Raw genomic sequence first — 14,160 nt, 5'->3', positions numbered from 1 at the left:
GCGTAGAAAATGGGGTCAGTCGATCCAGACGGTGACGCTGCTGGAGCGGCCCGTTGCGTCGATCACCGACAGTTTGGAATAGCCCCGGGCGAGGCCGGTCAGCTCGGCCTCGCGACGGCGGGTGCCGGTTTTCTGCGGCGTGCCGTTGGCGAGCCAGGTGAAGGGCGGCTTGCCGTCGCGGAGTTTGACCGTGAGGCGGCCGTCCTGGACGGGCAGGCGGGCGCCGGCTGGGGGGAAGATCAGCTTGGGCGCATCCTCGGACGGTTGGAACACCGCGTCGCGCCCGGCGAAGCGGCGCAGGGGTTGCGGCAGGCGGGCGGTGGGCAAGAGCAGCGTCTCGGGCGGAGGCGGCGGCAGGGCGTCGGCTTTGGGTTTCAGACGCTGGAACGCCTCGAACAGCACCGGCGCGGCGAGGTCCCCGCCGAAGGCGCCGGGGACGGGCGTGCCGTCGGGGCGGCCGATCCAGACGGCGGCGACATGGCGGCCGTCGAAGCCCACGGCCCACGCGTCGCGGTGGCCGTAGGAGGTGCCGGTCTTGTAGGCGAGGCGACGCTTGGGTGCGCCGGGCGGTGGCGCGAGGCCCGCGAGGATATCGGCCACGTGCCAGGCGGCGGCGCGGTTCAGAACATTCGTTGGCGTATGTTGGGGGGCGTCCTGACGCCAGTTCAGCGGACGTGTCTGGCCGCTATTTGCCAGCATGGCGTAGGCGGTCGTCAGGCCTTCTAGCGTGATGCCGAGGCCGCCGAGGCCGACGGCAAGGCCGGGCTGGTCGCCGGGCAGCTCGGTCGGCACGCCGGCGCGGCGCAGGGTGTCGAGCAGGTGGGCGGGGCCGATCTCGTCCAGCAGCAGAACCACCGGGATGTTGAGCGACTGGCGCAGGGCGTCGGCCACGGTCAGCTCGCCCCGGAAGGCGCCGTCGAAATTCTGTGGCGCGTAGGTGCCGAAGGCGACAGGGCGGTCGTGAATGAGGGTTTGCGGATGGGCGAGGCCGCGGTCGAAACCCATGGCGTAGATGAAGGGCTTCAGCGTCGAGCCGGGGGAGCGCATGGCCTGTGTCATGTCGACGAAGCCGGAGCGGGCGTCGCCGATGCCATAGGTGGCGGACCCGACGGAGGCGAGGATGTCGCCGGTCTTGTGGTCGGCGATCATCATGGCGATGGAAACGTCCGGGGGCAGATCGCGCAGGCTGTGGGTGGCGAGGCGTTCCAGCGCGGCTTGCAGGGGGGCGTCGAGCGTGAGGTCATGGCGCAGGCGGGCGGGGTCGTCGGATATCGCGCGGTCGGCCATGTGCGGCGCGAGGGACGGGAAGGCGCGGCGTGTGTGGGGCACCGGCTCGGTCAGGGCGGCCTCGACCGCGCCTTGGGTCAGCAGGCCGTCGCGTTCCGCGCGGGCGAGGACGCGGGCGCGGGCCTCGGCCGCCTGGAAGTGGTGCCGGTCGGGGCGTCGGGATTCGGGGGATTGCGGCAGGGCGACGAGCAGCGCGGACTCGGCGGGGGTCAGGCGGCGCGGGTCCTTGCCGAACCACGCGTAGCTAGCGGCGCGGACGCCTTCGATATTGCCGCCGAAGGGCGCGCGTTCGAGGTAGAGTTGAAGGATCTGCTGCTTGGTCAGGCGGCGTTCGAGGGCGAGCGCGACGCGGGCCTGTCGCAGCTTTCCGGAAAGCCGCCCGGTGCCGCTGTCCTCGAGCAGGCGGGCGACCTGCATGGTGAGGGTGGAGGCACCCGAGACGACCTCACCGTTCCAGATGGCCTGCGCGGTCGCGCGGAGGATGGCGCGGGGATCGACGCCGGAATGGGTGTAGAAGCGTTTGTCCTCGTAGGCGATGAGCATGTCGAGGTAGCCCGCATCCACCGCGTCGGGCGTGGCGCCGAGCCGCCAGCGGCCGTCCTCGACCGTATAGACCCGCAGGAGCGTACCGGTGCGGTCGCGGACCTCGGTGGAGAGGGGCGTCAGGAGTGGCGGGAGGTCGGTTGCGGCGATCCACTGGTCGAGCTTGTCGCGCCCGAGGCCGGAGGCAAAGAGCGCGAGGGCCAGCAGCAGGAGGAGGCGGTCAAAGCGGAACATGCTGGTCTTCCGCGTGCCAGAGGCCGGGATAGTCGGTGACGAAGCCCGCGTCGTTGACCTCGAGCGTGGTGGTGTAGTCGGTCTGTTCGGCGCGGTAGTCGATCACGCCATACGTAGACGTACGGCTGTAGGTCTGGTCCAGAGGCGCGAGGGTGGCGGCGGGATAGTGCAGCCACGCGGCGCGGGTGGTCAGGGCGTCGTCCTGCTGTTTGAAGAGGCGACGCAGGGGCATGAGGTTGGTGGCGGGGGTGAAGCTGAGGTCGATGTCGGTGGCGTCCTTTAGCCCGGGTTGCGGTGTCTCGTTCAGCAGCCATTCGCCGTTGCGGTGGTCGATATGCAGGCGGACGTCCATCTCGCCATGGGTGCCGGCGATATCGGCGTCGAGGGTCTGCCACTCCTCAGAGCAGCGCACGACGTAATCCAGCGCGGCGAAGCCGTCATCGTCGTGAAAGCGGGCGTGGCCGACCAGAAGCCAGCCGTGATCGGCGCGGGCGAGGCGGCAGGTGTCCTGCCCCTCGCAATAGAGCGCGCGCCAGGTGATCGTGGCGACGGTCTTGCCCGTCATTCTGCCGTGACCGTCATCCGCCCGGTGGCCGAGCGCGCGCGGTATTGCGGGCGGTACATGTCCTCGACCGAGGCTGCCGGGTGGTGGTAGCTGCCGGGGCTGATCGCGCGGACGATATAGGCGAGGCGGAAGGCCTTGTCCGAGCGCCAGTCGACGGCGGCGATGAAGCGGTCGGCGCGGAACTCGGAATGCTCGGCGTTGGCCGGGTCGAGCCAGTCGAGCGCGTTCACGTCGCCCGAGCGCAGGAGGTTCGGGTTGTCGATCTCCAGACCGGCGGGGAGAGGGTCGTCGATGATGAGCCGCGCCTCGCCCTTTTCGAAGGGGCGCACCGTCAGAACGGTGACGAGGCGGGTGCCGGTGGGCACTATCGACAGGTCCACGGGCGTGCCGTCCATGTCGAAATAGCTGCGCTCGATGGCGTAGCCATAGCCGCCGGCCTCGGGCGGGGTCACCGACACGCCGAGGGTCGTGAGGGTGATGTCGGTGGCGTTCGCGCCGGTGTTGGTGAGGGTCTGGGGGGTCAATGACGTGGCCGAAATGTTGCGCACGAAGGGGCCCGAGACCGGCTCGCCGTCGAGCGAGAGGCCCGAGACGGATGGATCACTAAGGAGCGCGCGGGCGGCCAGAAGGGACCACGCCTGTTCCTGCGTGGACATGTGCGGGCCTTCGGCGGTGATGGCGCTGGCCAGAGCGTCGGCGTTGACGGCGGTGCTGCCCGCCTCGGTCGCCAGGGTCAGCACGCCGGCGCGGTCGCGCAGGCGGGTGCCGTAGTCTGCCCGCCAGACCTGGCCTTCGTCGCCGGAGGTCTGGTTGATGCTTTGCTGGGCCGCGGCGAACATGCGGTCGGCGCGCGTCTGGTCGCCGTAGAAGGCGAGGGCGGCGCCAAGCTGGGCCTGGGCCAGGGGCGTAGCGAAGGCCTGTGCCTTGACGTCCGCGTAGTAGCGCAGGTCGCCCATGCGGGCGGCCCCCTCGCGGGCGAGGACCATGAGGGCGTAGGCGATGTCTTCGCCGCCGGAGTCGAAGTCCGGTGCGTAGTTGATGCGGTTGCGCAGGTTGTCCATCGCCATGGTGTAGGCGGTGTCGGGGATGTCGAAGCCTTCCGCTTTGGCGCGCGACAGGAAGTCGGCGACATAGGCGTCGAGCCAGAAATCGCCCGAGCTGGCCCGCCAGAGGCCGAAGCTGCCGCCGGAGGATTGCCGGGTCAGGATGCGGGCGATGGATTGGTCGATGCGTTCCTGTGCCTGCGCTTCGGAGGCGAGGCCCATCGCGGCGGCGACCTGGTTGAAGTAGAGCAGCGGCATGGCGCGGCTGACCACCTGTTCGGTGCAGCCATAAGGGTAACGGTCGAGCGCGGCCAGAAGGCGGGGGGCGTCGAGTTTCGCCAGCGGTCCGGCGGCGAGGATGGCGCTGGCCGTGTCGGGGCGCAGGTCGGCGAAGACGTCCGCGCCCAGCGTGAAGCTGTCGCCCGCGCCGAGAGAGAAGCGGCGGGTGGTGGCGATGACCGGATCGTTGGCGCGGATGCCAAGCGGCATCTCCTTGGTCAGTTGCTTGCCATCGGGCGTGGTGAGGGCGATGCGCACGGTGGCGTCGCCCACGTCGCCCGCGGTGATGGGCAGGCTGAGCGTGGTTTTTTCCTGTTCGCCCAGTTCGAGGCCGGAGGGGATTGTGCCGCCGAGCGTGAGGCCCGTGCCGGAGACGTCGAGGCCCATGCGCCCCGTCGGCCCTTCGGTGTGCTGGATTTCCAGCAGCAGGCGGCTTTCGTCGCCGGGGGCGAGGAAGCGCGGCAGGGAGGCGGTGACGACGACCGGGTCGCGCACGATGGTCTGATCCTCGGCCTGGCCCACGGCGGTGGGGGACCATGCGACGGCCATGAAGCGGACGGTGCCGTTGAAGTCGGGCATGTCGAAGCTGGCTTTTGCCGTGCCGTCGGGGCCTATTTCGAGCGGGCCGGTGAAATAGGCGACGAGGTCCTCGGTGGGGGGCGGCTGTGTGCCGGACAGGGGATTGCCCGCGTCGCCGCCGGAGCGGACCTGGCCTTGGGCGCCGTTCATGCCGTCGATGAGGCGGCCATAGAGGTCGCGGATCTCGACGCCGAGGCGGCGCTGGCCGAAGTAGTGACCGGACGGGTCGGGCGACTGGAAGCCGGTGATGTTGAGCACGCCCACGTCCACGGCGGCGAGGGTGACATAGCCGGTCTGGCCGTCGGCCAGCCCATCGACGTTTACGGTGACATCCAGCGGCCCGCGCGGGGCGGCGGTGTCGGGCGCGTCGATGGAGACTGAGAGCTGTTTTTCGCCCGGGGCGATCTTGGCGTAGCTGAGGCCGAGGGAGCGGGCCGGGTTCTGGCCGGCGCTAACGTTCATCGGGCGGATCACTTGCGCGGTGACATAGGCGCCTGCGCCCCAGTCCTCGGTGACGGAAAGGGGGATGGTGTTTTCGCCCTCTGAAACCTCGACCGCCTGGCGTTCGATGACGTGGTTGGACATGACGGTGATCAGCGCCGTGCCGGCATAGCGGGGCACGACGCGCAGTTGGGCGGTGTCGCCGGGGGTGTATTCCGGTTGGTCCAGCGAGAGTTCGAGCGTGTCGGGCGTGTCGCTGGCGTCGGCGGGGGCGTACCAGCCGGCGTAGAAATCGGTGGAGGACGAGACATAGTCGCCGCCGGTGCGTTCGACGACCAGTTCATAATGGCCCCATTCGACGGGGGCGGAGACGGTGAGGGGCTCTTGCCCCAGCGTGGCGTCGCCGGTGGCAACCTGTTCGCGGGTCGTGATCGGCTCCCAGTTCCACGAGCCGTAGTCCTGGTACCATTGATAGCGTGTGGTGATGCGGTTGACCGTCCATTTGACGTCCATCGGGATGGGCGTGAGATCGGGCGAGATGCCTATGACCTGAAAACTTGCCTCGGTGCCTTCCGGCACGACGTCGTCGGCCAAGGGCTTGATGCCGATCATGGGGCCGGCGGGGGCGAGCATGCGGTTGAGCCTGCGTTCGACCGGGCGACCTGAGCCTTCTTGCAGGGTGACGGTGATGTCGGCCTCGAACGGGCGGTCGGTGACGTCGAATTCGGGCATTTCTGCGGCCATCTGAAGCTGGCCATCCGCGCCGGTCTTGCCGCCGGGCAGGTAGGTGATGCGGCCGCCGACCAGTTCATCGTGACGGCCGAAGCGGTAGCCGGGGAAGGCGTCGAGCGTGGTGCGGGCCATGAGGCGCACGTTGCCGTCCGCGACCAGCCCGGCACCCGGCGCGCCGAAGAGATAGCGCGCGTCGATGGTGAGCGGGGGCGTGTCGCCGGGGCGGATGGGGCCGTCGGGCAGCGACAGGTCGAAGTCGATGCGCTCGGGCAGGAAATCCTCGATCAGGAGCGTGCGGCTGACCAGCGGTTCATCCTCGGGGTCCGACAGGATGTCGAGCGTCCAGCTGCCGGTAGGGACGGATGCGCCCACGGGCAGGGTAAAGACATGGCCGCCCGCGGCGTCGTCGCCGGACAACTGGCGGGAATATTCCACCCCGTCGGGGCGGCGCAGGATGGCCGTGAGGGGCAGGCCGGGGATCGCCTCGGCCACATTGTCACGCGCCAGCGCGGTGGCGTGGATCACCTCGCCCGGGCGATAGGCGCCGCGGTCGGTGGCGAGAAAGACGTCGATGGGCGGCGCGGGCGGGCGGCCCTCGACGCCGCGATCCGAGAGGTCGAAGGCGGGATCGGTAAGCGACAGGAAGGCCATGTCGTCGGGGCCGGCCTTGGCAAGGATCATCGCCGGGGCGGAGCCGGAGGTGCCGCGCGTCAAGCCGGGGGCAAAGAGCGCGTGGCCCTGATCGTCGGTCGTAGCGGTGCCAAGCACGCGGTTGGAGCGCGAGAGCAAGGACAGCTCGACGCCGGATTCCGCCTGGGCATCGGCCAGACCCCGGACAAAGACATGAAGGCCGTCGGTGCCCTTGAGGGTGGTCAGGCCAAGGTCGGTCAGCACGAACCACTGGGTGGCGCCGGGATTGTCATAAGGGTCGGCGCCGGGAATGGTGGCGGTCAGGGCGTAGATGCCAGGGGCCTCGTTCGCCAGCACCTCGCCCAGCGGCAGGCGGGTGGTCATGGTCTGGTTGAGGGTGTTCTGCACCTCGCCGTTGCCGGTCCAGACCTCCTCGGCGATGTCATTGCCGAACTCGCGTTCCTGGTACTGGCTGAGGGGGCGGCCGAAATAGTCCTCCTGCATGGTGCGCAGAAGGTTGCGGTCGGAGACGCGGCGCAAGAGCAGCTTGACCTCGGTAAGGTTGACGGTCTCGATGGGCAGGGCGGTGTCGGCGGCCTTGGGCAGGATATAGGCCCGGCCCGGAAAGCTGACGCGCGGGGAGCGGTCGCGGACGTAAAGCGTGATTTCGGTGTCGCGCTGGAGGGTTTCGCCGCTGGCGGCGGGCAGCCCCTCGCGGAAGGTGACGCGGTAGCGTTCGCCATGCTGGACGCCAGCGATGCAGATCTGGTTGCCGTCGGGCTGGACCACGAGGCCGGGATCGGGCAGGCGGACGAAGGGCGTGTAATCGGTGCCGGCCTCGACCAATGGTTCGGAGAATTCGGCGCAGAGGCGCGGCTGGGCGCTGTCGCTGTCGGCGCGGTGGTCGGTGATGCGAAAGCCGTACTTCGCGATGGCGGCATCGAGCGCGGTCAGAACGTCATCGCGCGGCTGGATGGATTCCGCAAGGCGCAGGGTGGGCACGGTGGCCTGGCCGCGGCCCATCGTTTCGAGCGCCTGGGACATGAGCAAAAGCGCGTTGATGCGGGCGGGATCGCCGGGCGCGCGCAGATAGGCGTTGATCGCGGCCTGGAAGGCGCGGCTGGCATAGTTGCGTTTCTCGGAGTCATTCTGCGTGGGGATGAGGAGCGACAGGCGGGCATATTCCGCCCATTGGTCGGCGGCGTCCGAGCGGGCCACGGCGGCCCCCATCCAGCGCATGGCGTTGAGGTAGTCCTGCTGCGCGATGCGGTCCTGCGCGGCGTTGACCATGGCGGGCACGTCCCATTGCCCGCCGGGGTGGCGCGCGCCGATGCCGGTGGCCTGGTCGCGGGCCTGGTTCAGGTCGCCGGGGTTGAGGAAATCCAGATCGGCGGTGCGGGCGGGGGCATCTGACAGGACGCGGGTGTCGGTGTTGAAGACCTCGGCGGAAATCGCGCCCTCGTAGGGCTTGGTCTCGGTCAGGGCGCTTTTGGGGAAACAGGAACTGGAGCGGGTGTTGAAGGTGTAGGCGCGGCAGGCATTGTTGGAAAAACAGAGGTTGCGGCAGGCCTCGAGCGTGATGTCGAAAAGCGGTTCCAGATCGGAGCCGTAGAAGTCGACATCCTTGGTGACCACCTCGCGCCTGTCGGGCACGGCATCCTGGGCCAGCGCGGCGGACGCGACGAGGCTGGCGGAAAGGCTGAGGACGATGGCGGCAAGAAAGCGTTGGAGCATAATACCCTCCTTCAACGAATGGCGGCATCGTGCCACGCCCCCCGGGGCAAGACAACGATTCCCGCGCCTGTCGCGGGTCAGGGTTTAAACACTTGTTCACCATAATCAGGGAGTTTGAGCCCCGAGAGTCACCGGCACGGGCGGAGGTTGGGGCATGAGCCTTGCCAACAAACTGGCGGAGGAACGGCGCGCCAGGCTGGCCGCCGAACGTCTGCTGGAACAGAAACAGGCGGAGTTGCAGGCCGCGAACCGCAAGCTGGGCCGGCATGCCCGTGCCCTGAGCGAGGAGATCGTCGAGACCCGCGCCGAGGTGCAGACCGTTCGGGACGAGAATGCGCGGGTGAAATCCGACCTGAACATGGCCAACGAGAAGGTCGCCATCGCCGAGCGGCGGCTGTGGCACTCGATCGAGACGATCCAGGACGGGTTTGCCTTTTTCGACGCCGACAGCCGGATGATCGCCGCCAACCACGCCTGGCTGGGCGTGTTCGAGGGGCTGGAGGACGTCAAGCCCGGCATCAGCTATGTCGAGATCCTGCAATGCGTGACCGAGGAGGGGGTCGTGGATATCGGCGACGCCGACCCCGCCGCGTGGCGCGAGAAGATGCTGGACCGCTGGCAGACGGTGGCGCCCGAGCCCGAGATCGTCCGGCTGTGGAACGGGGCCTATATCAAGCTGATCGACCAGCGCGGGCCCACCGGCGACGTGGTGAGCCTGGCACTGAACATCACCGACACGATCCGGTACGAGGAACGGCTGAAGGAAGCCCGGCGCAAGGCCGAGATGGCGAGCCGGGCGAAATCGTCCTTCCTGGCCAACATGAGCCACGAAATCCGCACGCCGATGAACGGGGTTGTGGGCATGGCGGAGCTGCTGAAGGATACCGAGCTGGACGAGGAACAGCTGCTGTATGCCAACACGATCAAGAACTCGGGCGAGGCGCTGCTGGTGATCATCAACGACGTGCTGGATTATTCCAAGATCGAGGCGGAGAAGCTGGTGCTTCATGCCGAGCCGTTCGACCTGGAACGCTGCATTCACGAGCTGATCATGCTGATGCAGGTGAACGCGCGGGACAAGGGGATCGAGCTGTTGGTGGATTACGACCTGTTCCTGCCGACGCGCTTTGTGGGTGATCCGGGGCGGCTGCGGCAGATCATGACGAACCTTCTGGGCAACGCGGTGAAATTCACCGAAGAGGGGCACGTGATGGTGCGCGTCGTGGGCGTCGAATGCGCGGCCCAGGGCGCGGCGCGCCTGCATGTGACGATCGAGGACAGCGGGATCGGTATTCCCGACGACAAGGTCCGGCACATCTTCGGCGAGTTCAACCAGGTGGACGGTGAGAGCAATCGCAAGTTCGAAGGCACGGGCCTCGGCCTCGCGATCTCTGAGAAGTTGGTAAAACTGATGGGTGGCGAGATCTGGGTCGACTCGGTGGAGGGGCAGGGCTCGACCTTCGGGTTTGCCGTGGAACTGCCGCTGGCCGAGCCGGACGCGGAACAGGACTTCAGCGTGCCCGATGGATTGCGCAAGGTGCTGATCGTCGAGACGAACGCGCTGAACCGCGCGATCCTGGAGAGGTTGTTCGCGGCGCTGGGCATCGACGTGACATGCTGCGACAGCGGTGCGGCGGCGCTGGAGGCGACGGACGGGTCGGTCAGCTTGGTGATTACCGACCACGTCATGCCCCGGATGGACGGGATCGAACTGGCCGAGGCGCTGAAGGCGGCCGGACACGCGGCGCCGGTGCTGCTGCTGAGCGGAAACACCGGCAGCGTGGAACAGGACCCGGGACGCGGCTTTGTCGACGCGGTGCTTCAGAAACCCTTCCCCCGCGCCGAGCTTTTTGCCGCCCTGACACGGCTCTCGGGCTCGCTGGCGGGGGGCGTGGCGGAACCGGACCTGCCGCAGGAGCCCAGCCGCGTGATGCGCGTGCTGGCGGCGGAGGACAACAAGACCAACCGGCTGGTCTTTTCCAAGATGGTCAAGGCGCTGGACATCGACCTGAAATTCGCCGTGAACGGCGAGGAGGCGGTGGCGTTCTACCGGTCTTTCGCGCCCGATATCGTGTTCATGGACATCTCGATGCCCGAGATGGACGGCAAGGAGGCTACCCGCGCCATTCGCGAGATCGAAGCGGATGGCGGCGTGCATGTGCCCATCGTGGCGATGACGGCGCACGCGATGGACGGAGACGAGGACGACATCCTGTCGGCGGGGATAGATCACTACCTGTCGAAGCCGCTGTCGAAACAGGTGTTGATCGACCACGTGAGCGCGGCCTGCCCAGTAGGCGTGCGCCCGCCCGAGGAGGGGCAGAGCGCGGCGTGAGCGGATAGTGGACGTGGTCGGGGCCTTGCGCTGCGACGAATGACTGGCGTTTGAGGTCTGGCAGATGATGGCTGTCAGTGAGAGGTGGCGCTGGTCCCGAGGGACGTTCGTTTTCCTTGCGGCGAAGGTCCGGTGTGAGCTTTTGCGGACACGTGTGATTTATAGTCCCGAGCGCCATTGACGGGCCGCGGCGCGGCGATCCGACGGTGGGTCGGCAGCGCTTTTTCCAGGCCAGATCCGAAACAGGGCCGAGCGAGGCACCGAACTTAACACAATCGCCGGGCCGTGGGGGCGGCCCGTCTATGGCGCGGGGCCTGCGGCCTGACTCCGCGCCGGGGCTGTGGATCGAACGTCTTTCATGTCCCGCAAAGCGAACGTTCAACGCGAACGCCCCGCGCGGAACAAGGGCGAAGCACGCCGCGCATCGCGCCAGAGGCGCGTCACTTTATATGCGCGCCTTCGGCGCGACGGGCCGCCCCGTCACGCCAGAGGCGTGCCGCCTATAGTTGGCGCACCTTTGGTGCGACGGCACGGCGATTTGGCAGGTGAAATGCCACGCTATCGGGTTGGATGTGCTTGGCAGGCATAAACTGCCCATACCCATCGTCGGTTCGCCGCACCACGGCCCGTCGATGCGCGTCTCATCGCAGTCAAGACACTGGTATCGCGCACCCAGCCGGTTAACAGCCGCGAAGCGGCCCGGCCATCGTCAGCCCCTCCCACGGGCTGGCGATTTGGCTGAGGCTGGGCGCAACGACCCTTCCGAGGACGTGTTTGGCGGGCATGAAGTGCTTCAGAATTCCCGTCGGATCGCCACCCCAGGGGCTGACGATGGCCTCCGTCGTGAACGGCGGCTTTGTACCGCAAAGCGGATATTGGCCGCTTGCCAATAACAGAGGCTTTGCCCTGCGCGGAACGCCCTACTGCTCGTCGCGGATAAACGCCGGTTCGTCCTCGGTCGAGCGCGCGGCGTCATAGCGGTAGCCGCCGGAGTCGAAATCCTTGAGGGCTTCGGGATCGGTCAGGCGGTTCTGGACGATGAAGCGGGCCATGGCACCGCGGGCCTTCTTGGCGAAGAAGCTGATGACCTTGGCTTCGCCGTTCTTGGTGTCGAGGAAGGTGGGGGTGATGACCCTGAGCTTGAGCGCGTCGCGGTCGACCGCGCCGAAATATTCCTGGCTGGCGCAGTTGACCAGGACGTTGGCGTTCACGTCGTCGGCGTAGCGGTTGAGCGCCTTCGACAGGCGGTCGCCCCAATAATCGTAGAGCGATTTGCCCTTTTCGGTTTTGAGGCGGCTGCCCATCTCGAGCCTGTAGGGCTCGATATTATCCAGGGGTCGCAGGAGGCCGTAGAGACCCGAAAGGATGCGCAGGTGATCCTGCGCCCAGTCGAGTTCGTCGGTGTCGAGCGAGCCGGCCTCGAGCCCCTGGTAGGTATCGCCGGCGAAGGCGAGCGCGGCGGGTTTTTTATCCTGTTTGCCAAAGTCGCGGAAGCGGTCGGCGTTGAGTTTCGCGAGGTCGTCGGAGATGCCCATCAGCTTTTTCAGGTCGGCCTGGCTGAGGTCGCGGGCCACCTCGGCCAAGGCATGGGCGTCCTTGGCGAAGGCGGGGCCGGTGGGGTGGATCCCCTTGGCCGGCGACATGTCCATTTTCTTGGCAGGCGAGACGACGACGAGCATTTTTGACCTTTGAGAAATTAAGCTTTCCGGGGACTTAGTCCGCCGTGTGCAGAACGTCCAGAAAGGCGGGGCCGAAACGCTCGGTCCTTTTGTCGCCCAGGAGGCGTTCGAGGTCACCCAGATCGCGGGGCTTGGAGGCCGCGACGCGGGCCAGCAGGCTGGCTGAGCACGAAAGCGGCTTGTCGATGCCATCCTCGCCGCGTTGGAGGTTGGCCTGAACCTCCAGCAGGCGGTCGTAGACCGTGCCGGTCTCGCGGCCCGCCAGCTTGCGGCGGGTGGGGTGCATGACCTCGGCTTCGCCGTTGATGACCTCGAGGAAGGCGGCGCCGTACTGTTCAAGCTTCTTGGAGCCGACGCCCGAGATGCGGGCCATGTCGTCGAGCGTGCGGGGCCGGGTTTCGGCCATCTCGATCAGGGTGCGGTCGTTGAAGACGATGTAGGCGGGCATCTTGGCGGCCTCGGCCAGCGCGCGGCGCTTGGCCTTGAGCGCGGACAGGAGCGGCGCGTCTTCTTCGGCCACCAGCGTCTTGGCGGCGGGGCGGCGGGACTTGGGCGCGAGGGTGTCGCGGCGCAGGGTGATCTGATCCTCGCCCTTGAGGATGGGGATGGCGCGGTCGGTCATGCGCAGGGCGCCGTGGCGTTCGGGATCGGGGCGGATGAGATCGTGGCCCATCATCTGGCGGAAGATGCCCTGCCACGTGCGGCGGTCGGTGTCGCGGCCGACGCCGAAGGTGGGCAGGCCGTCATGGCCGCGCGCCCGGATCTTGTCGGTCTCGTTGCCGGTCAAGATATCGATCAGGTGGCCGGCGCCGAAGAATTCATCCGTGCGCAGGATGGCCGAGAGCGCCTTGCGCACGTCCTGCGTGCCGTCGAAGGTTTCAGGCGGTGTGGTGCAGGTGTCGCAATTGTCGCAAGGGGCCGGATCCTCGCCGAAATAGCGCAGCAGGGCCTGGCGGCGGCAGGCGTGGGTTTCGGCAAGGCCCAGAAGGGCGTTGAGACGGGCGTGATCGGCGGCGCGGCGTTCGGGCGGGGCGAGGCCCTCGTCGATTTGGGCACGGCGCAGACGGATGTCGTCGGGGCCGAAGAGCGTCAGCGTGTCGGCGGGCGCGCCATCGCGGCCCGCGCGGCCGATTTCCTGGTAATAAGCCTCGATCGACTTCGGGAGGTCGGCATGGGCGACCCAGCGGATGTCTGGCTTGTCGACGCCCATGCCGAAGGCGATGGTGGCGACCACCACCAGCCCGTCCTCGGTGCTGAAGCGGTGTTCGACATGGCGCCGGTCGTTCGGATCCATGCCGCCGTGATAGTGGCAGGCGGAATGGCCGTCCTCGCGCAGGGCCTTGGCCAGCGTTTCGGTCTTGGCGCGGGTGCCGCAATAGACGATCCCGGACTGGCCCTTGCGGGCGGCGGCAAAGCTGAGGATCTGCTGCCGGGGGCTGTCCTTGGCCGAGAAGGCGAGGGTGATATTGGGGCGGTCGAAGCCGCGAAGGAAGGTTTCGGGCTGCTGGCCCTCGAACAGTTTCTCGACGATTTCAGCGCGGGTTTCGGCGTCGGCGGTGGCCGTGAAGGCGGCCAGCGGCACGTCCAGGGCGCGGCGCAGCTCGCCGATGCGCAGGTAGTCGGGGCGGAAGTCGTGGCCCCATTGGCTGACGCAATGGGCCTCGTCAACGGCGATGAGGCTGACGCCGATGCGGCGCAGCATCCCCATGGCGGAGCCGGCGGCGAGGCGTTCGGGCGCGATGTAGAGCAGTTTCAGGCGGTCTGCGTCGAGCGCGTCCCAGACGGCCTGGGTTTCTTCCTCGGTATTGCCGGAGGTGAGCGCGCCGGCCTCGACCCCCGCCGCGCGGAGGGCGCGGACCTGGTCGCGCATGAGCGCGATGAGCGGGGAGATGACGACGGTGACGCCGTCGCGCAGCAGCGCGGGCAGTTGGTAGCAAAGGGATTTGCCGCCGCCGGTGGGCATGATGGCAAGGGTGTTGGACCCTTCGGCGACGGTCTGGACGATTTCCTCCTGGCCGGGGCGGAAGGCGGAGAATCCGAAGACGTCTTGCAGCAGCGTGGCAGCGCTTTGCATGGGGA

General features: G+C 67.8%; 6 protein-coding genes. 1 reads left to right on the top strand and 5 read right to left on the bottom strand.

From position 1 onward, the window contains the following. Positions 1–15: 15 nt before the first annotated feature. The 3 genes from pbpC to FIU89_RS19425 are packed head-to-tail and all read right to left on the bottom strand — an operon-like array spanning position 16 to position 8,067. A complete protein-coding gene (pbpC, locus tag FIU89_RS19435; RefSeq protein ID WP_152494115.1) occupies positions 16–2,064 on the bottom strand; it encodes a penicillin-binding protein 1C in 2,049 nt (682 codons plus the stop codon). Next, positions 2,051–2,629, bottom strand: coding sequence for a putative glycolipid-binding domain-containing protein (locus FIU89_RS19430; RefSeq protein ID WP_152494114.1), 579 nt, complete (start codon positions 2,627–2,629; stop codon positions 2,051–2,053). Before FIU89_RS19430 ends, pbpC begins: the two co-directional genes overlap by 14 nt. Next, positions 2,626–8,067 (bottom strand): alpha-2-macroglobulin family protein, encoded by a 5,442-nt coding sequence (locus FIU89_RS19425; protein ID WP_152494113.1) that lies wholly within the window; start codon positions 8,065–8,067, stop codon positions 2,626–2,628. The genes FIU89_RS19430 and FIU89_RS19425 overlap by 4 nt, the downstream gene beginning before the upstream one ends. Before the next feature lie 154 nt (positions 8,068–8,221). Here FIU89_RS19425 and FIU89_RS19420 point away from each other — a divergent pair, with 154 nt between their 5' ends. Then, complete coding sequence (locus FIU89_RS19420; RefSeq protein WP_152494112.1) at positions 8,222–10,402, top strand: response regulator; 2,181 nt, start codon at positions 8,222–8,224, stop codon at positions 10,400–10,402. Between the two features lie 920 nt (positions 10,403–11,322). Here the strand turns inward: FIU89_RS19420 and yaaA are convergent. Both yaaA and recQ read right to left on the bottom strand, forming a co-directional pair. Then, entirely contained in the window at positions 11,323–12,081 is a 759-nt protein-coding gene (yaaA, locus tag FIU89_RS19415; protein WP_152494111.1) for a peroxide stress protein YaaA, read from the bottom strand. Between the two features lie 34 nt (positions 12,082–12,115). Continuing rightward, positions 12,116–14,155: a DNA helicase RecQ gene (gene recQ / locus FIU89_RS19410; RefSeq protein ID WP_152494110.1), complete on the bottom strand. Its 2,040-nt coding sequence runs from the start codon at positions 14,153–14,155 to the stop codon at positions 12,116–12,118. Between the last annotated feature and the right edge of the window lie 5 nt (positions 14,156–14,160).

It is taken from the genome of Roseovarius sp. THAF27 (genome assembly GCF_009363655.1).
Classification (GTDB): domain Bacteria; phylum Pseudomonadota; class Alphaproteobacteria; order Rhodobacterales; family Rhodobacteraceae; genus Roseovarius.
Note: the sequence above shows the minus strand (reverse complement) of the source record. Positions and strands in the feature narration are given on the sequence as shown.

Excerpts from the sequence above, each read along its gene's own strand:
- pbpC (WP_152494115.1), bottom strand. The coding sequence starts at position 2,064 with ATGTTCCGCTTTGACCGCCTCCTCCTGCTGCTGGCCCTCGCGCTCTTT.
- yaaA (WP_152494111.1), bottom strand. The coding sequence starts at position 12,081 with ATGCTCGTCGTCGTCTCGCCTGCCAAGAAAATGGACATGTCGCCGGCC.
- recQ (WP_152494110.1), bottom strand. The coding sequence starts at position 14,155 with ATGCAAAGCGCTGCCACGCTGCTGCAAGACGTCTTCGGATTCTCCGCC.
- FIU89_RS19425 (WP_152494113.1), bottom strand. The coding sequence starts at position 8,067 with ATGCTCCAACGCTTTCTTGCCGCCATCGTCCTCAGCCTTTCCGCCAGC.
- FIU89_RS19420 (WP_152494112.1), top strand. The coding sequence starts at position 8,222 with ATGAGCCTTGCCAACAAACTGGCGGAGGAACGGCGCGCCAGGCTGGCC.
- FIU89_RS19430 (WP_152494114.1), bottom strand. The coding sequence starts at position 2,629 with ATGACGGGCAAGACCGTCGCCACGATCACCTGGCGCGCGCTCTATTGC.